Source organism: Nissabacter sp. SGAir0207, assembly GCF_005491205.1.
GTDB lineage: Bacteria > Pseudomonadota > Gammaproteobacteria > Enterobacterales > Enterobacteriaceae > Chimaeribacter.
The window spans coordinates 1,342,802-1,364,885 of the sequence record NZ_CP028035.1; the positions used below are offsets into that span (position 1 = coordinate 1,342,802).

19 protein-coding genes and 4 tRNA genes are annotated in these 22,084 nt (G+C 60.2%); 11 read left to right on the forward strand and 12 right to left on the reverse strand.

Annotated features, from left to right (window positions below; genetic code table 11):
• Positions 1-2 precede the first annotated feature (2 nt).
• The 5 genes from C1N62_RS05695 to C1N62_RS05710 form a co-directional block, all read right to left on the reverse strand.
• Entirely contained in the window at positions 3-3,101 is a 3,099-nt protein-coding gene (locus C1N62_RS05695; protein ID WP_137762716.1) for a beta-galactosidase, read from the reverse strand.
• Positions 3,102-3,250: 149 nt separating this feature from the next.
• Positions 3,251-4,984 (reverse strand): hypothetical protein, encoded by a 1,734-nt coding sequence (locus tag C1N62_RS05700; RefSeq protein ID WP_137762717.1) that lies wholly within the window; start codon positions 4,982-4,984, stop codon positions 3,251-3,253.
• 426 nt (positions 4,985-5,410) lie between these two features.
• Positions 5,411-5,836 (reverse strand): hypothetical protein, encoded by a 426-nt coding sequence (locus tag C1N62_RS05705; protein ID WP_240775731.1) that lies wholly within the window; start codon positions 5,834-5,836, stop codon positions 5,411-5,413.
• Positions 5,833-6,018 (reverse strand): hypothetical protein, encoded by a 186-nt coding sequence (locus tag C1N62_RS23320; RefSeq protein WP_240775732.1) that lies wholly within the window; start codon positions 6,016-6,018, stop codon positions 5,833-5,835. The genes C1N62_RS05705 and C1N62_RS23320 overlap by 4 nt, the downstream gene beginning before the upstream one ends.
• A 479-nt stretch (positions 6,019-6,497) precedes the next feature.
• Positions 6,498-6,573: transfer RNA gene (locus tag C1N62_RS05710), tRNA-Asn, on the reverse strand.
• Between the two features lie 359 nt (positions 6,574-6,932).
• On the opposite strand from C1N62_RS05710, the gene nac reads away from it, so the two are divergent.
• Positions 6,933-7,853, forward strand: coding sequence for a nitrogen assimilation transcriptional regulator NAC (gene nac, locus C1N62_RS05715; RefSeq protein ID WP_137762718.1), 921 nt, complete (start codon positions 6,933-6,935; stop codon positions 7,851-7,853).
• A gap of 5 nt (positions 7,854-7,858) precedes the next feature.
• Here nac and C1N62_RS05720 read toward each other — a convergent pair whose 3' ends face one another.
• Complete coding sequence (locus C1N62_RS05720) at positions 7,859-8,800, reverse strand: transcriptional regulator GcvA (protein WP_206057764.1); 942 nt, start codon at positions 8,798-8,800, stop codon at positions 7,859-7,861.
• Between the two features lie 120 nt (positions 8,801-8,920).
• Here C1N62_RS05720 and C1N62_RS05725 point away from each other — a divergent pair, with 120 nt between their 5' ends.
• From C1N62_RS05725 to C1N62_RS05745, 5 genes are read left to right on the forward strand one after another with little or no spacing between them, the layout of a single operon-like run.
• Positions 8,921-10,237 (forward strand): aminotransferase class I/II-fold pyridoxal phosphate-dependent enzyme, encoded by a 1,317-nt coding sequence (locus tag C1N62_RS05725; protein WP_137762719.1) that lies wholly within the window; start codon positions 8,921-8,923, stop codon positions 10,235-10,237.
• Positions 10,234-11,118: a TauD/TfdA family dioxygenase gene (locus tag C1N62_RS05730; protein WP_137762720.1), complete on the forward strand. Its 885-nt coding sequence runs from the start codon at positions 10,234-10,236 to the stop codon at positions 11,116-11,118. Before C1N62_RS05725 ends, C1N62_RS05730 begins: the two co-directional genes overlap by 4 nt.
• Positions 11,115-12,110, forward strand: coding sequence for a hydroxyacid dehydrogenase (locus tag C1N62_RS05735; protein ID WP_137762721.1), 996 nt, complete (start codon positions 11,115-11,117; stop codon positions 12,108-12,110). Before C1N62_RS05730 ends, C1N62_RS05735 begins: the two co-directional genes overlap by 4 nt.
• Before the next feature lie 48 nt (positions 12,111-12,158).
• Positions 12,159-12,581, forward strand: a complete 423-nt coding sequence (locus C1N62_RS05740; protein WP_137762722.1) for a DoxX family protein — start codon at positions 12,159-12,161, stop codon at positions 12,579-12,581.
• A 50-nt stretch (positions 12,582-12,631) separates the two neighbouring features.
• The gene (locus C1N62_RS05745; RefSeq protein ID WP_206057765.1) at positions 12,632-14,143 is read left to right on the forward strand and encodes a UbiD family decarboxylase; all 1,512 of its coding nucleotides are present in this window, start codon (positions 12,632-12,634) and stop codon (positions 14,141-14,143) included.
• On the opposite strand, the gene C1N62_RS05750 is transcribed toward C1N62_RS05745, so the two are convergent.
• Positions 14,126-15,487 (reverse strand): MFS transporter, encoded by a 1,362-nt coding sequence (locus tag C1N62_RS05750; RefSeq protein WP_137762724.1) that lies wholly within the window; start codon positions 15,485-15,487, stop codon positions 14,126-14,128. The genes C1N62_RS05745 and C1N62_RS05750 overlap by 18 nt on opposite strands.
• 100 nt (positions 15,488-15,587) lie before the next feature.
• Here C1N62_RS05750 and C1N62_RS05755 point away from each other — a divergent pair, with 100 nt between their 5' ends.
• The 4 genes from C1N62_RS05755 to C1N62_RS05770 all read left to right on the forward strand — a co-directional run bounded on the left by C1N62_RS05755 (position 15,588) and on the right by C1N62_RS05770 (position 19,436).
• The gene (locus C1N62_RS05755) at positions 15,588-16,487 is read left to right on the forward strand and encodes a LysR family transcriptional regulator (RefSeq protein WP_137762725.1); all 900 of its coding nucleotides are present in this window, start codon (positions 15,588-15,590) and stop codon (positions 16,485-16,487) included.
• Positions 16,488-16,643: 156 nt separating this feature from the next.
• A complete protein-coding gene (gene gstA / locus C1N62_RS05760; protein WP_137762726.1) occupies positions 16,644-17,258 on the forward strand; it encodes a glutathione transferase GstA in 615 nt (204 codons plus the stop codon).
• Between the two features lie 39 nt (positions 17,259-17,297).
• Positions 17,298-17,663: a Rid family hydrolase gene (locus C1N62_RS05765; RefSeq protein ID WP_206057766.1), complete on the forward strand. Its 366-nt coding sequence runs from the start codon at positions 17,298-17,300 to the stop codon at positions 17,661-17,663.
• 297 nt (positions 17,664-17,960) lie between these two features.
• Positions 17,961-19,436: an EmmdR/YeeO family multidrug/toxin efflux MATE transporter gene (locus C1N62_RS05770; protein WP_305036963.1), complete on the forward strand. Its 1,476-nt coding sequence runs from the start codon at positions 17,961-17,963 to the stop codon at positions 19,434-19,436.
• Between the two features lie 17 nt (positions 19,437-19,453).
• On the opposite strand, the gene C1N62_RS05775 is transcribed toward C1N62_RS05770, so the two are convergent.
• From C1N62_RS05775 to mtfA, 3 genes are all read right to left on the reverse strand, one after another.
• Positions 19,454-19,529: transfer RNA gene (locus tag C1N62_RS05775), tRNA-Asn, on the reverse strand.
• A gap of 483 nt (positions 19,530-20,012) precedes the next feature.
• Positions 20,013-20,088 (reverse strand) — tRNA-Asn (locus tag C1N62_RS05780).
• Positions 20,089-20,183: 95 nt separating this feature from the next.
• Positions 20,184-20,948, reverse strand: coding sequence for a DgsA anti-repressor MtfA (gene mtfA, locus C1N62_RS05785; RefSeq protein WP_137764917.1), 765 nt, complete (start codon positions 20,946-20,948; stop codon positions 20,184-20,186).
• Positions 20,949-21,041: 93 nt separating this feature from the next.
• On the opposite strand from mtfA, the gene C1N62_RS05790 reads away from it, so the two are divergent.
• A tRNA-Ser gene (locus C1N62_RS05790) sits at positions 21,042-21,131 on the forward strand.
• A gap of 71 nt (positions 21,132-21,202) precedes the next feature.
• On the opposite strand, the gene C1N62_RS05795 is transcribed toward C1N62_RS05790, so the two are convergent.
• Both C1N62_RS05795 and C1N62_RS05800 read right to left on the reverse strand, forming a co-directional pair.
• Positions 21,203-21,559 carry a hypothetical protein gene (locus C1N62_RS05795; RefSeq protein WP_137762728.1) on the reverse strand — a complete coding sequence of 119 codons (357 nt, stop codon included), beginning with the start codon at positions 21,557-21,559 and terminating at the stop codon, positions 21,203-21,205.
• 124 nt (positions 21,560-21,683) lie between these two features.
• Positions 21,684-22,067 (reverse strand): helix-turn-helix domain-containing protein, encoded by a 384-nt coding sequence (locus tag C1N62_RS05800; protein WP_137762729.1) that lies wholly within the window; start codon positions 22,065-22,067, stop codon positions 21,684-21,686.
• Positions 22,068-22,084: the final 17 nt, after the last annotated feature.

The window sequence follows — 22,084 nt, forward strand, 5'->3', positions numbered from 1 at the left end:
GGTTAGCCGCGGGTGAATCGCAGTTGGTAGTGGTAACGCGGCGCGCTGAGCAGGAAATCCTGATGGACGCTGGGGCTCCAGGAGTCATCCCCGCCGACGCCCATGTGGTGGCCATCGAGGTTCAGCCAGGCTCCCGGCTCCTCACGCAGCAGGTGGCGGTGGCTGGCCTCGGTGAGTTGCTCCCGGCTGTGGCGGCTCAGGCCAAAGTGGAAGTGGCCCTCAATGCACCAGTCGCCATAGGTAAGTTGGCGGGTGTCGCAGCGCAAGCCATTCTCGGTCGGGAAGACGTAGGGGGTGCTGAGCGCCGCCAATGGCAGTGTCCAGCGGCCAGGGCGCGCCGCCAATTGGCGATCCGGGTAGTTCTCATGCGGCCCCAGTCCCAGCCAGCTGGCCTGATCCTGCTCCGTCGCCAGCTGGGTACGCAGGCCGATGCGCGCTGGCGGCGGCAGGCCCGCGCCCACCTCGACCTCCACACTGACATGCAAAGTGCCCTGATCGTCGATGCGCCACAGCTTGCGGCTGCGCAGCAGCGCCCGGCCATCGGCCTCGTAGGCGTGGTCGCTGGTCAGCAGCACGCCGTCCGGCAACTGCGCTGCCGTCAAGGCCAGCAGCCGCGGCGCCAGCCGGTAGTAGCCAGCCTGCTTCCAGCGCTCTACCCAAGCGTTGGGATCGATGCGCGTGACCTCGCTGACGCCGATGTCATTGTCCAGCGGCGCGCGCGTGAACTGGTCTTCGAAGGGGGAGAGCAGCCCCGGCGCGCCCTGTGACTGCCACTGCGTCAGCGTGCCGGTGGTGCGGCAGAAGTGCCAGCGCTGGTCGCCGTGCGTCACCTCATAGGCCGCGTCGCTGCTGTGCAGGCGCGGGGCCTCGCCGGGCGGCGGCGTCGTTGGTAGGGCCAGCGTCTGCGGCAGTTGCCACTGATCCCACGCGCTGCGGTGGCCGGCGTCTGACCAGCCGGTCGCCGCTGGCTGCATCACCTCCACCAGCAGCCAGCACTCGCCACCCAGCGGCGCGCGCGGCAGGGTGGCTGGCAGCGTCAGGGTGCGGGTGGCGCGCGGCGGCAGATCCAGCGCCAGCTCGCCGCTCTCCAGCAGCTCGCCGTCATGCTCAATCCGCCAGCGCAGAGTCTCGTTATCGCTATGGCGGAACAGGAACTCACTGCTCACCTCCAGCGTCAGCGGATCGTGGCCGAGCAGCCGGAACTGGAAGAATTGCTGGGCGCGCTGCGCCTCCAGCAGCGCCGGATGCGGCGTGCGGTCGGCGAACACCAGCCCGTTCATGCAGAACTGGCGATCGTTCGGCGTATCGCCAAAATCGCCGCCGTAGGCTTGCCACGGGTTGCCCGCCTCGTCCAGCCGCGTCAGGGACTGATCCGCCCAGTCCCAGACAAAACCGCCCTGAAGTCGCGGGTGCTGGCGGAAGGCGCGCCAGTAGCGGTCAAAGCCGCCAAAGCTGTTGCCCATCGCGTGGGCGTACTCGCAGAGGATCAGCGGGCGCTGCTCGCCGGGCAGGGCGATCCACTTCGCCAGCGACCATTTGGGTACGGCCGGGAAGGGCTGGTCTTCATCCACGCGGGCATACATCGGGCAGACAATGTCCGTGGCGGCACTGTTGGCGCCGCCGCCCTCATACTGCACCGGGCGGGTCGGGTCAGCCGATTTTATCCAGCGGTAGAGGGCATCGTGGGTGCTGCCGTGGCCCGACTCATTGCCCAGTGACCAGATGATAATGCAGGCGTGGTTGCGGTCGCGCTGCACCATGCGGGTAACGCGATCGCTGAAGGCCGGGAACCAGCGCGGGTCGTCTGATAGCCGGTTCATCGGCTGCATACCGTGGGTCTCAATGTTCGCCTCATCCACCACATACAGCCCGTGGCGATCGCACAGGCGATACCAAAGCGGCACGTTGGGGTAGTGCGAACAGCGCACTGCGTTGAAGTTGTGCTGCTTCATCAGCCGGATGTCCTGCAACATGGTGGCCTCATCCATCACCTGCCCATGCTCCGGGTGGTGTTCGTGGCGGTTGGTGCCCCGGATCAGCAGTGGCTGGCCGTTGAGCGTCAGCAGGCCATGCTCAATCGCAACCCGGCGGAACCCGACGTCATACGCCTCCGCCTCCACCAGCTCGCCAGAGAGCTGATAGAGCGCCACCACCGCGCGGTAGAGCGCCGGCTGCTCCGCGCTCCACAGGCGCGGGGCGGCCACCGGCAGCCGCAGCGTCACGCGGTCGTGGTAGGCACCGCGCTCATCCACTGTCTCACTGCCAAACGGCAGCGCCTGCGTCGCCACCTGCTCGTCGCCGTCCCACAGTGTCACCTCCACCCGGTAGGCCTGTTGCTGATCCGGCGTCAGGTTGGCGTGCACCTCGGCCACCAGCTCGCCGTGGCGCAGATCCGCCGCCAGCGGCGTGGTGAGCCGCACGTCCGTCAGGTGTACCGCCGGTTTATGCAGCAGGCTGACGTCACGGTAAATGCCGCTCATGCGCCACATATCCTGATCCTCAAGATAGCTGCCGGCGCACCAGCGCAGCACCATCACCGCCAGCCGGTTCTCACCAGCATGGAGGAACGGCGTCAGGTCAAACTCGGCTGGCAGGCGGCTGTCTTGGGAGAAACCGGCGAACTGCCCGTTGCACCAGAGGGCAAAGGCGGCATTGACGCCATCAAAGATGATGCGCGTCTGCCCCTCTGCCAGCCACGCCTCCGGCACGCGCAGATGGCGGGAGTAGCAGCCGGTGGGGTTCTCGGCTGGCACAAAGGGCGGGTTGACCGGAATCGGGTACTGCACGTTGGTGTAGATGGGCGCATCGTAGCCCGCCAGCTGCCAGTTGGCGGGCACCGCCAGCGTGGCGGCCTCTGGCAGATCCGCCTCCAGCCAGCTGGCTGGCACCGCCTCCGGCCGCGGGAAGTAGCTGAATGCCCACTCGCCATTCAGGCCAAGGTGGCTGGGGGAGGGGGCCTCATCACGGGCGGCTTGCGGGTCACGCCAGCTGGCAAACGGCGGATGGGCCGCCAGCCGGTGGAGGTGGGTCAGATGGGGCATCTCCCAGGGGCGCTGGGCCAGCAGGTCGGCCAGCGACAGGGCAGCAGGTTCAGGTTGCATAGGATCTCCGCTAAAATGTTATGCGCTCACAATTGAGGGTACACTGACGCGGCGGCGGCTGGCTGTAAAGCAGCGGCCCGGCGCGGGGTGAGGTGGCTCACACTTTGCGGGAAAAAAGACCGGCGCCAGAAAGGCGCCGGGTAGGGGCGTCAGGCGGGCATGGCCGCCAGCACTTTCCAGCCGGTGGGGGTGCCATCGGCATTGATATAGATAATGCCATCCTTCGCCGCCGGCTTGCCCAGCCGCTCCGTCATAGTCCCGGCCGGATAGACCGGATAGGTGTGGTTGGGCGTTTTCCAGCCGCTCGCGGTCTTGGCGGTACAGCCGCGGGTAGTGAAGCTGATGTTGCCGGAGCAACTGAAGCTGTCAAAGGTGACGTTATAGAACTGCACGGAGGCCGCGGAGGCGAGCACCGCCTTGGCGATGTAACCGCCGTTGAAGATCGCCTGTGCCTGATAGGCACCGGCAAAGGTGCCGGTGACGTTGCAGTTGTTGAAGGTCACTGGCGTGTAGCCCGCCCCTGGGCTGCGGGTGCCGCTGATGGTGCCGGTGAATTTGGTGTCATAGAAGGTCAGGCTGCCCAGTATGTTACTGGTGAGGCTGAGATCCTTGATCTCACCTTTGATGATCTTCACGTGTTGCGCGTTGTAGCGGAAATCAATCTGCCCGGCCGTCGGGTTAATGACGGTGATGTTGTTTTCCAGCATCAGTTTGTTGGTAATTTCTGGCTCAACCAGTGTGATGTTGGCGGCGGGCGCGGAGATGGTCCAGGCATTGAAGCGGCAACTGGAGAACACTGACTTGGAGCCATAGCTGGTGCTGCAAATGGCGCCAGCAGCGTTGACGTTCCTGATCTCCGCCCGGTCAGTGCCGATATTCACTGACAGGGTAGTAGTCACGCCGGGGCTTTGGCCGGTGGTGGAGTCCTTCAGATCCGAGTCCATAAACACCTGATTGATGGTGCTGTTGCCGATGATGATGTTGTGGTTGGTGTATTTCAGCCCGGAGGCCAGTCCGGTAGTGCCGTCATCCTCCGTCAGCACGATCAACCGCTCGGCGTGGATGTTGTCATAGACATTGCGGACGTTGTTGTTGATGAAAATGCCGCGATGGTAAGCCTGCTCACACTGGATGGAGGAGATGTGGGTGGCGTTGAAGGTATCGCCGGAGGAGCCAAGCTCCAGCGCCCACTTTTTGATATTGCCGCAGCGCTCAACGCTTACCCGCTCGAAGGTGGAGTCCCAGACCGAATCCATATTGATGCCGGTGCCGTTAAAGCCGCTGACGCGGATATGACCGCCAACGAACCACTGCCCCTTGATGTAGACGCCGTTCAGCTCGGTATCGCGGTTGTCGGCATCGAGCACCAGATCGCCGTCGATCACCATTCGGCTGCTGCGCCCGGCGTTGGGGGTATCGGTGGGATCGCCCATGGTGATGACATAGTCGCCGTCGAAATTCTTGGGGTTGACCTTGAAGCGGCCGGAGTCGTCGGACATCACGCGTTTGATCAGCGTAAAGTCGAGGGTGCCGCTGACGCGCCACGGCCCATGCTGGAAAAGCACCGTCTTGCTGGCGGAGGCGGCCAGATAGTGGCGCATCTGCACCGTGCAATCCTCGTTGCCGCCGGGGACGCAGCCAAAGTGCACCGGCAATAACTGCTCCGCCATGCGGCGCCAGCGCTTGCCCCCCTTGGTGACAATATATTCTCCGCCATCATCCGGCGTGGTGGTGTCATGCAACAGGGCCACAAAGGTGCCACCGCCACTCGGCCGATCGCTTTTTTCCGCCCAGTCAGGATAATAACTAGTGACCTGCATCATCTGGCCATCTTCCCACGGCTCAATAGTGCGCAGTGTGGCAATATCTTTGCAACTGTCCATTATTAATACCTCATGGTTAATTTAGCGGGATAAATAACAATGATTTTGGTGGCCACCGTCCATAGTAATAAGTGATGGAATTTATCTCGTCCACTGCTTTTATCAGGAATAGTGTTAAACGTTTTTATTTACTGATTTATAAGTCTTTTTATGGATTATGCCTGTGGCAGCGCGGCAGCATTCATTTGCCTGAAAATAGTGCAGCGTCGCTTATTGAAAAAATATTTTACGCTGTGCGAAGCTTCACAAATTTATTCTGCTGAGCAGTGGAATGGGGCGTTAATTAAAGTGAAGGGTTAAATAAAATCACAGGATAATAACGCTGCTGGCTATTTATCATAATAAAACCGTGGTAAAAAATACGCAGCAAAAAGCCCGTACAGTTGCCTGTACGGGCTTTTCTACAGTTGGCGCTGGCGGCTTGTCTTAGTGTGCGGTCTGCCGCAGGGTGTCATCCATCAGGGCATTCACCTGCTTCATTACCGCTCCTGCCTCCTTGATGCCTTGCGCTTCCTGTTCTTTTACCCACTTCGCCTGCGCGGCCTGATAGTGGCTGGTGGTTTGCCATTGCGCCACTTCCTGCGAGTCCAGAATGCGCACCGTGGCACCGACTTTACGCAAATCGTCTATTTGGGTGGTAAAGCTGTTGTCCATCACTGCGCCCAAGGAGTGATAGGCCGTTTGCGCTGCGCGCTGGATCGCCGCCTGATCCTCCGGGGAGAGGGTGTCCCAGATTTTTTCGTTTATCGCCAGAATATAAAGGTGTCCTAGCCACAGCTCTTTGGCAATCAGCACGTTGGGGGCAAACTGATAGGCTTTCAGATCGTAACCGCTATCGACGTTCAGCATCATGCCGTCAATCGCGCCGCTTCAATAGCCGGAAACAATACGTCATTGATAAAACGGGTACGCATTCCCCCCAGCGGCTCATGATCGCTGTAGATGAGCGTCCGGGTCGCCGACGCAGCAGCGGGCAGCAGCGATGTGGCGAGGAGAAGGGCCATCAGCGTGTGGTGCAAATATCCGGTTTTCATGCATGTCCTTCGCTTTGATTAATAGTTAAGTAATTCTTCGGCGTTGCCGTGGGCGATATTCTCCCTCTCTCCCTGATTAAAGCAAAATAGGATGTTATTTATTGGCCTGCTTCCTTTATCTGCCTCTCAAGGTTGCTGCCGCGCCTTAAAAAGGAGATAGCCGGATAGAAGCCAAAGGCCAGTTTTTCTATTTGCTATCAAAGCGGTAGTTTATGTACCAGAGTTTTTGGCCGTGGGGTTTGCTTATCAGCGATAATTCCGCGCTGTCTGGACGCGTGAAGGAGTTATTGATGGGCTTAATATTTCGGACGGCGGTATCAGTAAATGGAATGGGTGGGGAGGCTATTTTTGCAAATAACGCTAAGCCCCAAAAATGCTGGATGTAAAAAACCCGGCAGGCCTTTAAAGGGCTGCCGGGTAAAAATAACGTCTTATTTTTAACGTCTCCGGACTCGCTGGGATGTCCCGAAACTAAAATGTGGCTCCTCTGACTGGACTCGAACCAGTGACATACGGATTAACAGTCCGCCGTTCTACCGACTGAACTACAGAGGAATCGTGTGAACGGGGCGCATAATAACGGCCCCGATTAGGCTTGTCAAAGCCTGACACGCCCTTGGTGAACTGTTTGCCTTAACCTTCACCAATTTGCTGTCGGGTTGGCCGGTTTGGGCATTTAATCGGCTTATGACAGTGCGGGAGGGGTCATAAGTTTGCATTATGTTGGTGCAGCGCCTGCCCCAGTTAGCTCCGGCTGAACACGTACTGATTCACGGCCCGCGACGTTACCAGCCAAGGATTCCCGTTAGTTTCCCGATAATTAGCAGATAATCCCCGCCCATTATGGGGCAGTTGGCCTGCTTCTTGCTGTACTCCTACAGGTTTTCCCTTTCCTGACGCATTTGGAGGCAGCGATGAACTTAAGACGGTTAAAATATTTCGTGAAAATCGTCGATATCGGCAGTCTGACCCAGGCCGCAGAGATCCTGCATATCGCCCAGCCTGCCCTGAGCCAGCAGTTGGCGACCCTGGAGGGAGAACTGCACCAACAGTTGTTGATCCGCACCAAGCGTGGCGTAACGCCTACCGAGGCGGGCAATATCCTGTATGGCCATGCGCAGACTATTCTGCGCCAGTGCGAGCAGGCGCAACATGCGGTCTACAGTGCCGGGCAGGCGCTAAGCGGGCAGGTGGCCGTGGGTCTGGCGACCGGCTCGGCCGCCTCTGAACTGGCGTTGCCGCTGTTGCAGGCGGTGCGTGACCAACACCCCGGCATTGTGCTCTATCTAAGTGAGAACGCCGGCGCGGCATTGGGCGAGGCGATGACCAGTGGCCGCATGGATCTGGCGGTGCTCTACGGCAACAAGGCCCCGGCTGGCCTGCGCTACACGCCGCTGGCCCATGAGGATCTCTATCTGGTAGGCAGCACGGCGGTGCCCAATCCCGGTGCGTTTATCGAGCTGGCGGAGGTGGCGAAGCAGAGCCTGTTCCTGCCACGCAGTTACCATGTGATGCGCAAGCTGGTGGATGAGGCGCTGGCGCTACGCCGCTTGCAGGCCAAGGTGATTGGTGAGATTGAGTCCGCGCCGACCCTGACGGCCGCCGTCGCCAGCGGCCTCGGGGCCACTATCCTGCCGGAGTCAGCGGCGCGGGCGATGGTCGGCCCGGCCAAGGCGTGGATGTCACGCATCAGCGGCCCCGGCATCCAGGTGCCGCTGTCGCTCTGCCTGGCGGACAACCGGCCGCTGACGCCCGCCGCCGAGGCGGTGAAAAAGATCCTGCTGTCGCTGATGGGCGAGGGCGCACCCAGTGCCCGCATGGCTGCCGTGGCCTGAGAAGCCTAGGGAAGCGACCGGGAGTGGCGGATGGTGCTGTCCAGCCAGTTGCGCAGCGCCGCGATTTTAGGACTGCTGGCCGTTGCCAGCGGCGTGACCAGATAGAACCCCTGTTCGGTTGGCAGGCTGAGATCAAAAGGTCGCACCAGCCGGCCGGCACGCAGGTCATCCTCAACATAGGTCGTACGCCCAATGCAGATCCCATGGCCATCAATGGTGGTCTGTATTGCCATCATCGCCAGATCAAAGGTCAACCGCGAGCCATTGGCCAGCGCGCAGGGCAGCCCTGCGGCTTCCAGCCAGAGGTTCCAGTCATTGCTGGTCAATCCACTCACCTGCAACAACGTATGCTGCTGCAAATCCTCATAGCGCTTGAGTGGCCGCGCGCCCTTCAATAGCGCTGGGCTGCACACCGGAAAGATTTCGTCAGACATCAACCAGTGGGCATGTACCCCCGGCCAATCGCCGCGGCCATAACGAATGGCAGCGTCAATCTCGCCCCAACGCAGATCCACCAGATCGGTAGATGCCTTTACCTGAATATCGATATTTGGGTGGTTTTCGTGGAACGAAGCCAATCTTGGCAACAGCCATTTCGACGCAAAAGAAACGAGGGTGCTAATAGTTAGGGTGCTTTTATTACAGCTTTCTAAAAGTATTTCGGTGGAGTGGCGGAATTCATTGAATATTGCGCAAATGCGGGGGAAATAAATATGCCCTTCAGTGGTAAGGCTCAGAGCATTCTTCTGGCGGAGAAATAACTTAATCCCTAATTCTTCTTCTAACCTCCTGATTTGGTGGCTAATTGCAGTTTGTGTGACATTGAGTTCCTCGGCTGCTTTGGTAAAGCTCATATGACGCGCAGCGGACTCAAACGCTTTCAATCCCTTAAACGATGGCATCTTAACTGGCATATTACTTACGCTTAACAAAAGAATAACTGACATGACATTTTGTCATACCTTACCACGCAATATGTCCTTTGCAACGGTTTTCCTTTACTTGGAATATAGCTGCGCTTTTAACAATCAGAATAACTTATTTTAACATTTGAGGATGGATTTATTATGAGCAAGCAAAACGAAGCGCAGGTAGGTGTCCAAAATGAGGGGATTCGTCCAAAGGCACGCAATGCCTCAAAAATGGCTGAGGTGAGCCGTCCCCACTTCGACCGGGCCTATGATAATGGGTTGATGGGCGTCTCTTGCCGCGTGCGGGATAACCGCCGCATTGAGATTGCCACCACCGGCCAGGAGGTTATTGACTATACCCGCTGCGGCTACCTCAACCTCGATAGTCACCCCAGCGTGCTGGCTGCCGCCCAGGCCTCAATGGATGAGATCGCCTCAGTCCACTTCTCGGTGGCCCGCACCCGCCTCTCCGCAGAGCCGCTGGTACGACTGGAGAGTACGCTGGCTTCGCTGTTTGATGTCGAAAGCGTCGTGGTCTTCCCGACAGTAGCCGCCGCCAACATGGGCGCGCTGCCGCTACTGGCGGCGGGCCTGTTCACCAACGGCGAAAAGCCCCTGATTGCCTTTGACCGCTTTGCACACGTCACGTTGCAGTACCATATCCCCGTTCTGCGTGAAGAGACCGAGGTTATGGTGATTGACCACAACGACCTTGATCATCTGGAACGTCTCTGCCAATCCGGCCGCCAGGTAGCCTATATCGGGGACGGGGCCTACTCCATGGGCGGCGCGGCCCCGGTGCGCCAATTACGCGCTCTGCAAGAGAAGTATGGCCTCTTCGTCTATCTGGATGATGCACATGGCATCTCGGTGGTGGGCAAACATGGCGAGGGCTTTGTGCGTTCGCAACTGGACGGTCTGGACGATCGCACCATCGTTGCCGCCTCGCTGGGCAAGGGCTATGGCGCGGCGGGTGGCCTGCTGATGCTGGGCAGCCGCAAGATTGAACATGCCATCCGCCGCTATGCCCCGACCTACGGCTTCTCTTGTGCGCCAAACATGGCTGCGGTCGGCGCGGCGTTGGCGTCAGCAGAGATCCACCGCACGCCAGAACTGCACAAATTGCAGCGTGCGCTGAACAACAACATGCACCTGTTTGACAGCCTGATCCCCACCGAGACCAAGGGCAGTGAACTGCCTATCCGCATCGTGCGCATCGGTGATGAGATGGAAGCGCTGGCCAAGGGTGAGTCACTGTTACGCCAGGGGCACTACGCCTCGGTAGTCTTCTTCCCCACCGTGCCGCGTGGTCAGGCTGCTCTGCGCATGGCTATCACCGCCGCCCACAACCCGGCTGACATTCTGGATCTCAGTCTGGTGTTACGCAACGGTGACAATAAGGTCGCAGCGGAGGCCCCTGCCGCCGCACCTGCCAGCCTTACCCTGCCGATCGATGGTGAGGAAGTGAAATGAAGGTCACTCACCTCTCCTCGACCTTTGTCACGGCGGTAACGGAGTTCGATATCCGTACCGCCACGGATGACGATATCGCGCAACTGCGCGACCTGATCTATCGCCGCAAAGTGGTGGCGATTAAAAACCAACCCCTAGATCGTGACAGCTACCAGCAATTTGCGGCCCGTTTTGGTGAGCTGGAGAAGTTCAAGCTGAAGAACTACCACGATCCCGACTACCCAAATGTACTGGTGCTCGATAACCGCAACAGTGGCGGCGGCGTTGGCGCGCGCAAACTGGGCAACATGTGGCACAGCGACTCCTCCTATCTGCCGTCGCCGCTCCCGCTCACGTTTCTCCATGCGCAGCGGGTGCCCGCGGCGGCGGGTGATACGCTCTTCATCGACATGGAAGTGGCGCTGGCGGAGTTGCCAGCTGACCTGCGCGCCGCCATTGAGGGGCGTACCGCCCAGCATGATGTGCGCTGGACTTATAAGGTCAAGGCAGAGGATTTGGGGGAGTCAATTCAGGAGATCTTCCAGCGTCTGGCGCAGAGCGTGCCGGCCAGCACGCACCCCACGGTGGCCGTGCACCCGCGCACGGGGGCCTCAAGCCTCTACCTCAATCCTGGTTATACGTTGGAGATCAATGGCTATAAAGGGGAGGAGGGGCGTGACCTGTTGGCGCAGATCACCGCATGGGTGCTGGCCACCCAGACCCTGTTTGCTTACCGCTGGGAGGCCAATGACATGCTGATCTGGGATAACCGCTCCGTGTGGCACTGCGCCACCGCGCTGCCCCCTGACGCCGATCGCCTGATGTACCGCATTGGCGTGAATGATGGCCCCTTCTTTGGCGACACCGTGAGCACCGGTGCCTTACAGGAGCAATTTGCATGAGCCGGAAAAAACGGATTTTACTGGCCCACATTCTGGGTAGTGGCGGCAAAAGGATGCTGAACTCGCGCCAGGATGTGGAGTGTGTGGAGTTCCATAACACCATTACCCCAGAAGCCTTCCGCCAGTTGTTCAATCAATTTGACTACGTCGATGGCGTGATCCTCGGGGTAACGCCGTTTGGTGCGGCCGAACTGGACGCGGCCAGGGGGTTGCGGGTGGTGTCGCGGATTGGCGTGGGATTTGACGCGGTGGACATCCCCTGCCTGACCGAGGCCGGTGTGCCGGTGATGGTCTGCGCCAACGCCAACCACCGGGCCGTTGCCGAGCACACGCTGGGCTTCATCCTTGGCCTGGCGAAGCGGGCGGGTGAGCTGGACAGTCTGGTCAAGCAGGGACGCTGGCAGGAGCGCTACGACTACTTGCCGACAGAGATTGAGGGGCGCCGCCTGCTGATTGTGGGGCTGGGGCGTATCGGTTCACGCGTGGCCCAACTCGCCATGGCGCTGGGAATGGACGTGAGCGCCTACGATCCCTATCTGGACGAGGCCCGCTGGCTGGCGGGTGTCACCCGCGTCACCTCACTGGATGAAGCCCTGCCAGAGGCGGACTACGTGACGCTGCACTGCCCAAAAACGCCGGAAACGATCGGCATGATGGATGCGCAGCGCCTTGGCCGCATGAAGCGCGGCGCATTTCTGGTGAATACGGCACGGGGTGGCATCGTTGATGAGGGGGCGCTCTTCCTGTTGCTGGTGGAGAAGCATCTGGCTGGCGCGGCGCTGGATGTCTTCCTGCCAGAGCCGCCGACGCAGCAGAACCCGTTGCTGTCGCTGCCGAATGTGATCTGCTCACCCCACCTGTCAGGCGTCTCCGCGGAGGCCGTGGAGCGCATGGGCATGATGGCGGCGCGCAACGCCCTTGAGGTGCTGGATGGGGGCGGTGATCCGGCCAATGCCGTTAACCCGAGCGCGCTGGCACTCGCCGCACATTGACCGGGCGGCGGGCCTGGCCCGCCGTTCTGACCTGTTTATGGAGATCCTATGTACTTACGTTACAACCTCTTCGAAGGCCAGCGCGACGCGTTGATCCTGGTGGCCAGAATCATGATTTTGATTCTCTACGGCTACTTTGGATTTACCTATGTCACTGACCACAGCAGTTTTGTGAGCTATCTGCGATCCGTCGATGCGCCCATTCCGCAGGTCACCTCGATTGTGGCGACGCTGGTGGAGTTCTTCGGCGGCATTGCGCTGTTGCTGGGTTTCTGGACGCGCCCGATTGCCGCGATCTTTGTGGTGTACACCATCGGCACGGGCATCATCGGCCACGCCTTCTGGCATGCCGTGGATCCGGCCGCCCACCATGCGCTGTTTGTGCACTTCTTTAAAAACGTCAGCATTTCCGGCGGCTTCCTGTTCCTCTGCTTGCTGGGGCCGGGCAAATACTCCCTGGATGGGCGTTAAATGATGTGCGGCGGGCAGGAAAGCCCGCCGCCTATTAATGAGAGATGATCATGACCCACTTTCAAGAACCGACCGCCGACCTGCGTGATTGGCTGGCACGTGCCGAACAGATTGGCGAGTTGCAACGCGTCACCCTGCCAGTAGATCCGATTGAGGAGATGAGCGCCATTACCTATCTGGCGGCGCGCCAGCCAGCCTCACCGGCGGTGCTGTTTGACTCGGCCTCCTCGCCGCTGGGGTTCCGCCACCTCTGGAACCTGTTTGGCCCAAGCGTGGCGCGCACCGCCATTACGCTGGAGGCTTCTCCCTCCTTGCCAGCGCTGGCACTGATTCGCCAGACCAAAGAGAAGCTCAAGCAGGGCATCGCCCCCCATACGGTGCCGCAAGAGGGCGCGCCAATCTACCAAAACACCCTGACCGGCGACCAGATTGATCTGCTTGCCCTGCCAATCCCCCGGCACTGGCCGCGCGATGGCGGCCAGTATGCAGGCACTGCGGATGCGGTCTTTACCCGTGACCCCCAGACCGGTGCCATCAATATCGGCACTTACCGCATGATGATCCAGGATGAGCGCCACGTCGGCCTCTCACTGGCACCGGGAAAAGATGCCCTGCGGCATATCCATCAGGCATGGGCGCGCGGTGAGTCCCTGCACGTGGCGGCCGCCTGGGGCATTGATCCCCTGCTAATGGTGGCGGGTTCGCAGTCGCTGCCGCCCGGCGTCTCCGAGTATGACTTTGCCGGCGGCATCAAGGGACAGCCCATTGAGGTGGTACGTGCCACCTGCTCTGACCTGTTGATCCCGGCGCGCGCCGAGGTGGTGATCGAAGGGGTCATCCATCCGCACGCCACCCGTGAAGAGGGGCCGTTCGGCGAATTCACCGGCTATTACGGTTACAAGGATCTGAACTGCCCGCTGATTGAGGTCACGGCGCTGCACTACCGTCACCAGCCCATCCTGACCAATGCCCTGATGGCCGATTTTCCTTCCAATGAGCAGAGCGCCTTCTTCTCTACTATCCGTTCGGCCAAGATTTGGAACGACCTGGATAAGCTGGGCATTCAGGGGATCTGTGGCGTCTACTGCCCGCCTGCGGCGGCCGGGGCGTTTGGCATGGTGGTCATCAGCATTGAGCAGAAGTATGCCGGTCATGCAGCACAGGCGTTGGCGCTGGCGGCGCAGGTGCCGGGCGGTGCCTATATCACCAAATGGATTGTCGCGGTCGACCACGATGTGGATCCCACTGACATGAATCAGGTGCTGTGGGCGATGGCGACCCGCGCTACCCCGGCGGATGACATCGATATTTTGCGCAATACCCGCGGCTCCCCCCTCGATCCGGCGCAAAACCCGCCGGAGAAACGCTTCTTTGGCTCAAAGGCGCTGATCAATGCCTGCAAGGACTACCGCAACTTGCATGATTTCCCGGCCCGTACCCTGCTGCGCAAATCGGTGTATGAGCAAGTGGCCGCGCGATGGCAGGAGTATGGTTTTAGCGGCCCGGTGCCAGAGATAAGCGTCTTCGAGCCGCAAGAGGGTGGGTCAGCGCCCGCTGAGTGAGGGCTGGCGGGCATCCTGTAAGCGGCACTGCATCAGGGCGGCGGCGAGGGCAAAGGCCAGCGCGACGCAAATCAGGGCCAGCGGGGCGTGGTGTGGCATTTGCAGTAGCGCGCCCAAGAGCGCGATGCCCGCCAGGCCGCCGCACTGGCGGGCGGCGTTAAGAACCCCGGAGCCAATCCCGACCCGCTCAACGGGCACGCTGGCCAGACAGGCGGTCACAATGACCGGCAGCGTTGCGCCAGCCATCCCCAGCAAGACGCCACCAATGACCAGCATGTCAGGCGTGAGTCCCGAGAGCAGGAGTAGCGCCCCAAGCGCACCGCCCAGCATTCCGGTCATCCCGACCCGGCGCGCGCCATAACGGGTGCTCAGGCGGCCGGAGAAGGTCGCCAGCAGGCCGGTGACCAGGGTCATGGGCAACATATGCCAGCCAATCGTCAGGGGGGCATCGCCCCTGGCCTGGAGCAGCATCGGCAGGAGAAACAGGCTGCCGTAGTACCCCAGGGTCTGTAGGAAGCCAGCGGCAACCGTGGCCGTAAAGGCCCGGGATGAGAAGAGGGTCAGTGGCAACATCGCCCCGGCTGGCCGGCGCTGCGTTTTCAGGAACAGGGTGCCTAGCAGCAGCCCCATCGCCAGCAGCCCGAGTGACATTGGCGAGGCCCAGCCCAGGGTCGCGCCTTCAATCAAGACAAAGGTCAGTGAGAGCAGGGCCAGAAAAGAGAGCAGTTGCCCCGGCCAATCCAGCCTTCGGTGCGGCTGGGCGTCTGGGCCGTGACACAGGAGGCAGCCACCCAGCGCGATGGCGCACAGCGGCACATTCAAAAAGAAGATGGCGCGCCAGCCCAGCGCCTCCGTGAATGCGCCGCCCAGCAGCGGCCCGGCCACCAGCGCCAGCGCGGAAATGCCGCCCCACAGCGCCACGGCCCGGCTGCGTGCCGTGCGGTCTGGGTAGGCGTGGGTCAGCAAAGCCATGGAGCTGGGGAGCATCAGGGCCGCGCCCATGCCTTGCAGGGCACGGAACGCAATCAGTTGGCCGCTGTTGGCCGCCAGCCCACAGGCGACGGAGGAGAGGATAAACAGCAGCAGCGCCACGATAAACAGCCGACGGGCACCAAAGCGGTCACTGAGTGCGCCGGCCGATAGCAGCAGGCCAGCAAACATCAGCGTGTAGGCTCCGGCCACCCACTGCAGGCCAGCCAGCCCCAGGCTGAAGGCATGGCCAATCGCCGGCAGGGTAACGTTCAGGGCGGTGGTATCAAACGCTGTCATAAAAGAGCAAAGGCTGACGGCCAGCAAAACAGGGCGCGGCGAGGCGAGGGGGGCCGGGACGCCGGAGATGGTCATGGGTGACTCCTGACAGGGAAAACAGCCATGAGCATGGGGCAATCAGCGCCACAACAAAAATTAGAAATTTACTTATCCGCAATAAGAGGAGCTACTGATTATGATGAATTTACTGCATTGGCGTCTGGTGGTGGCGGTCGCGGAAACTGGCAACATTACCCGTGCCGCTGAGGCGTATGGCATCACCCAATCAGGGGCAAGCCAGGCCATCAGCCAGGTGGAAGAGATGCTGGGAGTGAAGATTTTTGTGCGTGAGAAGCGCAGCACTACTCTGACAGCCATCGGCCATCAGGTGATTGAGCGCGCGCAGCGGATGCTGGCAGAGTTGACGTCTATCCAGACGCTGGTGAATGCCTCTCGTGGCTGCCATCTCGGGCGGATCCGGCTGGCCAGTTTCCCGACCGTACTGTCTGGTGTCATGCCCGCCTACCTTAAGGGCTTCCGCCGTCTGCACCCTGGCATGGAGGTGGTCACGCTGGAGGGCACCGACGAGGAGATCGAGCAGTGGCTTACGGCTGGCAGCATCGATCTTGGCGTGGTGATGAACCCGGCACCAGAGCGGAACGCGGTGATGCTTGGCCGGGATCGCTGGGTAGTGACGGTGCCCCTCAACCATCCGCTGGCCCGCCGACCCGCTTACAGCCCCGTTGAGCTGGCTGAGGTGGCCTGCCAGCCCTTTATCCTGGCTACCGGCGGGTGCTATCTGCATGGGCAGACCTTGGCCGAGCGGGCGGGGGTCACGCTATCGGATATCCGAATCACGGTGCGTGACTGGTCATCCGCCCATGCGCTGGTCAAGGAGGGCATGGGCGTTTCGATTGTCCCAGAATCGACCCTGCCAGACGACCTGCATGGCGTGCGCATCCTGAATCTGGCGCAACCTATTTACCGCGAGTTTGGGTTGGTAAGTGCCGGGCAGGGGCCAAATCAGGTGGCGGCGCAGGCGCTGCTTCGCTGGCTGGATAAACAGGTGGCCAGCACCGGGGCTAAGGCGGCATGACGTCACCAAATGTTCTTGGAAGGGGCATAAGTTTTCCTCATGCCTCCTTCCTCAAATTGTAATTTTACAGGGCGTACTGCCCTCGCCACTATCACCTCTTATAACCAGCCCTGCCTATTTCCGGTGGCCGGGCGTTTCACCACGACAGGATATTTCATGAAACTCTATTTCGCCCCGATGGCATGTTCACTCTCCCCGCACATCATCTTGCGTGAGTTAAACCTGCCTTTTGAACTGATTCGCATCAATAACAAAACCAAGCGTACTGCCGATGGGCAGGACTTCCGCACCATCAACCCGAAAGGGTATGTCGCGGCACTGGTGCTGGACAATGGCGAGGTGCTGACCGAAGGCCCGGCCATCCTGCAATATCTGGCCGATTTGGTGCCCGCCGGCGGGTTGGCCCCGGCCGCGGGGAGCTGGGAGCGGGTACGGTTGCAGGAGATGCTGAACTTTATCACCACCGAGATCCACGGCGGCTCCGCACCGCTGTTCAACAGCGAACTGCCGGAGGAGGTGCAATCCCTGTTCCGCCGCAAGCTGTTCACCCGACTGGACTACCTGGCTGAGCGTCTGGCTGAGCAGGACTATTTGATGCCGGGCGAATTCAGTGTGGCCGATGCCTACCTGTTTACCGTGCTGCAATGGTTGCCGGTCTTCAATATTGATGTCCAGCAGTGGCCTGCGCTGGCGGCCTTTATCGCCCGCATCAAAACGCGCCCTGCGGTTCAGGCTGCATTAGCGGCGGAAGAGGCCAGCGCGCCAGTCTGATCCCCCGGGCGGCCCGGCCGCCCCTTGAAGGAGAGAGCCATGTTGATTGAAAGGCTTGGCGGTGGACAGGCGGGCCGCAGCCGCGCGGCTGCCTGGAAAGATCTGGTCTGGGCGGTCGCGACCTCCCCGGATCTCACGTTGGATGGCCCCGGCCAGATGCGGGCGGCGCTGGAAGCGCTGGAAAACACACTACGGCGGCTCGGCTCAGACAAGGGCCACATCCTGTCCGTTCACCTGTTTCTGGCCAACATGGCAGACAAGGCGCAGGTGGACAGCGTGTGGAACCAGTGGATTGGCGACAACCCCGAGCACTGGCCCCAGCGTGCCTGTCTGGGCGTTGATCTGGGCGGGCAGCTCCAGGTGGAACTGACCGTGACGGCCGTGAGACGCGACGCCGTGACATAAAAAAACGTCCCGGCCGGTTGAGGGCACCGCATGGATGCGCCAACTGGCCAGGGTTGATGCGATAAAAGCGCCTATCGTCACCACTACACCTCCTACGCCCAACGGCAACCTGCAGCTTGGCCCGCTCCACGGGTCATTCCACGTAATCCCTACACGGCAGGGCTGAGGTAACGGATACGGCCAGCTACCTTTGCCAAAATGGCGCTTCCTGCCGGTGCCCTCAAAAAAAGGGTGGCAGAACTGTCGCGAGTAACTCATTATTTGAAATGTGGTTTCACTCTCCCTCGCAGGCCAACATTGAACGTATACGCTGTATTGCGCCAACGCGTAATGAATACGCATTGGTACGTAAATCGAAAGAGCTATCGGGTGCTGTTCTGGCGTGAGATCACGCCGCTGGCAATCCCTATCTTCCTGGAAAATACCTGTGTGCTGCTGATGGGGGTGCTAAGCACCTTTCTGGTCAGTTGGCTTGGCAAGGAGGCGATGGCCGGGGTGGGGCTGGCAGACAGCTTCAACATGGTGGTGATCTCCTTCCTCGCAGCGGTCGATCTCGGCACCACGGTGGTGGTGGCTTTTAGCCTCGGCAAGCGTGACCGCAAGCGGGCGCGGGCGGCGGCCCGGCAGTCGCTGGTGCTGATGACCCTTGTCGCGCTGCTGCTGGCGATTGGCATCCATATTGAGGGCGAGCGCATTGTCGATGTGATCGCCGGCGACGCCACCCCCGAAGTGAAGGCGATGGCGCTCTCCTATCTACAGACGACCGTCTGGAGCTACCCGGCCGCCGCCATCGCGCTGATTGGCAGTGGGGCGCTGCGTGGGGCGGGCAATACCAAAATTCCGCTGCTGATCAATGGCGGCATGAACATCCTTAACATCATGATCAGTAGCGTGCTGATCTATGGCCTGTTCAATTGGGAAGGGCTGGGCTTTATCGGTGCCGGGCTGGGGCTGACCATCTCACGCTATATTGGCGCGATCGGCATTCTCTATGTGCTGATGATCGGCTTTAACCCGGCGTTGCATATCCCGCTGCGTAGCTATTTTACGCCGCTCAAGCTCAATATCCTGTGGGAGGTGCTGGCGATCGGCATCCCGGCCAGCATCGAGTCAGTGCTGTTCAACGGCGGCAAGCTGTTGACGCAGATGTTCGTTGCCGGCATGGGCACCAGCGTGATTGCCGGCAACTTTATCGCCTTCTCCATCGCTTCGCTGATTAACCTGCCGGGCAACGCCCTCGGATCGGCGTCCACCATCATTGTCGGCAAGCGGCTGGGCAAGGGGCAGATTGGTCAGGCGGAGCGCCAGCTGCGCCACGTCTTCTGGCTCTCCACCATCGGGCTGACGATGATTGCCTGGGTTACCGCGCCGCTGGCTGGCGTGCTGGCCTCCTTCTATACCCATGACGAAGAGGTCAAACAGGTGGTGAAGGAGCTTATCTGGCTCAACGCCCTGTTTATGCCTATCTGGGCCGCCTCCTGGGTGCTGCCTGCTGGCCTGAAAGGGGCGCGTGACGCCCGTTTCGCCATGTGGGTATCGTTGCTGGGCATGTGGGGCTGCCGCATTGTGGCCGGTTATACGCTGGGCATCATGCTGGGAATGGGCGTGCTGGGGGTATGGTTGGGTATGGTGTGCGACTGGGCGGTACGGGGCATCTGCTTCTACTGGCGGCTGGTCAGCGGCCGCTGGCTGTGGAAGTATCCGCGCCAACGCGGCGGAGTCACCGTCACGCCGCCAGCTCGTCGCTGGCATAAAGCAAAAAGCCCGCGCTAGGCGGGCTTTTCTAAATTTGGCTCCTCTGACTGGACTCGAACCAGTGACATACGGATTAACAGTCCGCCGTTCTACCGACTGAACTACAGAGGAATCGTGTGAACGGGGTGCATAATAACGATGCCCCCCTGCCTTGTCAAAGCCGAATCGTCGTTCGCGGTGCGTTTGCTCTCTTCTTGAGCAGGGTGCGCTTTTTCTCGCCGATGACCTCCCTGATCCTGTCCATCTCAAGGCCACTACCCACCCTTTTATTGCCCTGACGCAAAGCACCTGCATCTCATAAGGCTATTATAGCCCGCGCTCTATTTAATGATGATTGATAGCGGAAATAACGCAATGTCCCAGAATGGATGGATAGTATTAGCGGTGTTACTGTCACTATTAAGCCTGTTCTCTTTTATCCGGCACGCCATGCTGGTAAAAGAACGAAAATTGGCAATAGAAGAGGAGAGACGCAGCTGGCAAATTTATTCTAATAAATCCAGAGTGCGGAGAAAATAAGCGTTTCCATGCCGCAAAGGAATATATGCGGCATGGAACGAAAAAAGCCTGCTTTAAAAGCAGGCTTTTCGAATTTGGCTCCTCTGACTGGACTCGAACCAGTGACATACGGATTAACAGTCCGCCGTTCTACCGACTGAACTACAGAGGAATCGTGTGAACGGGGCGCATCATATCCAGCCCTCAGGATGCTGTCAACGGCTAAATTGCATTGAATGTGCAACCGCTCATCATCTAAGCAACTGTTTAGCCACGCAACGCCAACCGCTGTAGCGGATCCTGCCGGTAGAAGGCAGTAAAATGGCGGTAAAGTGCCGGGAAGCGTTCGGCCAGCAACTCTGGCGCACTGAAGAAATATTCGGAGAGCACCGCGAAACATTCGGCGGCATCGGTGGCGGCGTAGGCATCCATGCTGGCGGCCTCTTCACCTACCTGGTCGATCTCATCCTGGATGCTCTCCATCGCCAGGTGCAGTTGTTGTTCCCAGACGGCAATCTCGCGCAGGGGCAGGGGAGGGACACCGTTCGCCACGCCGCCGTTGCGCATATCAAGCTTATGCGCCGTCTCATGGATCACCAGGTTATAGCCAGAGAGATCAAAGGAGTCCTGCACGTCGAGCCAGTTCAGCACGATCGGCCCCTGCTCCCAGCTCTGCCCGGCGTGCACCATCGGGCCGCTGTGCACCAATCCATGCTCATCCTGCCAGTTCTCCTCCACCATAAAGGGTTCGGGATAGATCAGCACTTCATGGAAACCGCCCAGCCACTCCACCCCCAGCGACAGCACCGGCAGGGTGAACAGCAATGCCAGACGGCCAGCCATCAGCGGGGTGAACGCCAACCCCTGCAATGGCACCAGCCGTTTTTGGCGCAGGAATTGCTGCGCCAGGGTGACCAGTTGCGCCTGCTCCGGCACGCTGAGCGGCGCCAGCAAAGGGATAGCGAGCGCCTCCTGCCAGGGCACAGGCGGCGTAGCGGGAGGGGAGAGAGCTTTCCACGGCCACTTAATCATCATCTTGCTCGCAAAGTGTTCATTCGGACGGATTGGCGCAGGTTAGGACTGTAAAAATGCCGCAAAACAGGGCATGATGGCAACCGCAATTACGGAGAGATGCCGGAGCGGCTGAACGGACCGGTCTCGAAAACCGGAGTAGGGGTAACTCTACCGGGGGTTCAAATCCCCCTCTCTCCGCCACTATTCAAGCACTTACTGCCCTTCCTGTCTGTGATAAACCTCTCGCCCGTCTGTTAAACCCCTCTGCAAGACTATTTTCGCGATATCACCCCATTGGCAAACTGCTCAGTCACGGCGGCCGCATGGTTCAGCGCATTGGCCTGCGCCAAATACCCTTTCTGCCTGGCGCGCTCCGCCTGCTGGCGCAAATAAGCGATGATTTTGCTGGTGGCCTGCGTCTCAATGTCCGCAATCACGGCATTGGTCAGGGGAATGTTTTGCAACGCGCCGCCAAGGGTCTGGATGGCAAACACCACCCGCCCACAACTGGCGAGCTTTTTGGCTTCTGCCACGCGCTGTTTGAGGGCCGCATTCTCCGCGGCCAGCGCCACATAGGTAGCCGCCGTGATCCGCGGCCGGCGCGCCCTTTGCTGCAATGATATCGACATGGCAACCTCCCGCAACGCACACGCTGTCGGCCCAGTACCGACGGGCAGGGACTGATACACCAAATATAAGCCTGAAGCTTATAAACTGTCAACGTACAGCCTGATGGTCAGCACCTCATGCCGCTCAGAGATCACGTTTGCGGCGCAACAGGTAGCTCTCAGTGAAGGCGTCCAACTCCTTAAGGCGCTGCTCAAACACCGCCAGCATGTTCTCCTGCTCCAGATCTGGCAGCTGGTCGAACAGGTCAAGTAGCCGTTGCTGACGGTGGCTGAGGCCGGAGACCGGCTCCACCTGCTCACCCAGCAGCCACGGCAGCGGAATGCCCAGCGCCTGCGCCAGCCGCAGGGCCGACGTCTTGCTAATCTGCCCACGCCGGTACCAGCCGTTAACCGACTGCGGGCTGACGCCAGCTATCCTGGCCATCTCGGCTTTCGAGATACCCTTCATTTTGATCAGTTCATCCAGCCGGTTGGCCAGGGCATGATCGGCGCGGTTTAGTGATTTCATCAATCGAGTATATCCAT

What these genes read in the sequence shown, in the direction of transcription:
- C1N62_RS05695 (WP_137762716.1), bottom strand. Translation starts at nt 3,101, where the DNA reads ATGCAACCTGAACCTGCTGCCCTGTCGCTGGCCGACCTGCTGGCCCAG.
- C1N62_RS05700 (WP_137762717.1), bottom strand. Translation starts at nt 4,984, where the DNA reads ATGGACAGTTGCAAAGATATTGCCACACTGCGCACTATTGAGCCGTGG.
- C1N62_RS05705 (WP_240775731.1), bottom strand. Translation starts at nt 5,836, where the DNA reads ATGATGCTGAACGTCGATAGCGGTTACGATCTGAAAGCCTATCAGTTT.
- C1N62_RS23320 (WP_240775732.1), bottom strand. Translation starts at nt 6,018, where the DNA reads ATGAAAACCGGATATTTGCACCACACGCTGATGGCCCTTCTCCTCGCC.
- nac (WP_137762718.1), top strand. Translation starts at nt 6,933, where the DNA reads ATGAACTTAAGACGGTTAAAATATTTCGTGAAAATCGTCGATATCGGC.
- C1N62_RS05720 (WP_206057764.1), bottom strand. Translation starts at nt 8,800, where the DNA reads ATGTCAGTTATTCTTTTGTTAAGCGTAAGTAATATGCCAGTTAAGATG.
- C1N62_RS05725 (WP_137762719.1), top strand. Translation starts at nt 8,921, where the DNA reads ATGAGCAAGCAAAACGAAGCGCAGGTAGGTGTCCAAAATGAGGGGATT.
- C1N62_RS05730 (WP_137762720.1), top strand. Translation starts at nt 10,234, where the DNA reads ATGAAGGTCACTCACCTCTCCTCGACCTTTGTCACGGCGGTAACGGAG.
- C1N62_RS05735 (WP_137762721.1), top strand. Translation starts at nt 11,115, where the DNA reads ATGAGCCGGAAAAAACGGATTTTACTGGCCCACATTCTGGGTAGTGGC.
- C1N62_RS05740 (WP_137762722.1), top strand. Translation starts at nt 12,159, where the DNA reads ATGTACTTACGTTACAACCTCTTCGAAGGCCAGCGCGACGCGTTGATC.
- C1N62_RS05745 (WP_206057765.1), top strand. Translation starts at nt 12,632, where the DNA reads ATGACCCACTTTCAAGAACCGACCGCCGACCTGCGTGATTGGCTGGCA.
- C1N62_RS05750 (WP_137762724.1), bottom strand. Translation starts at nt 15,487, where the DNA reads ATGACCATCTCCGGCGTCCCGGCCCCCCTCGCCTCGCCGCGCCCTGTT.
- C1N62_RS05755 (WP_137762725.1), top strand. Translation starts at nt 15,588, where the DNA reads ATGATGAATTTACTGCATTGGCGTCTGGTGGTGGCGGTCGCGGAAACT.
- gstA (WP_137762726.1), top strand. Translation starts at nt 16,644, where the DNA reads ATGAAACTCTATTTCGCCCCGATGGCATGTTCACTCTCCCCGCACATC.
- C1N62_RS05765 (WP_206057766.1), top strand. Translation starts at nt 17,298, where the DNA reads ATGTTGATTGAAAGGCTTGGCGGTGGACAGGCGGGCCGCAGCCGCGCG.
- mtfA (WP_137764917.1), bottom strand. Translation starts at nt 20,948, where the DNA reads ATGATTAAGTGGCCGTGGAAAGCTCTCTCCCCTCCCGCTACGCCGCCT.
- C1N62_RS05795 (WP_137762728.1), bottom strand. Translation starts at nt 21,559, where the DNA reads ATGTCGATATCATTGCAGCAAAGGGCGCGCCGGCCGCGGATCACGGCG.
- C1N62_RS05800 (WP_137762729.1), bottom strand. Translation starts at nt 22,067, where the DNA reads ATGAAATCACTAAACCGCGCCGATCATGCCCTGGCCAACCGGCTGGAT.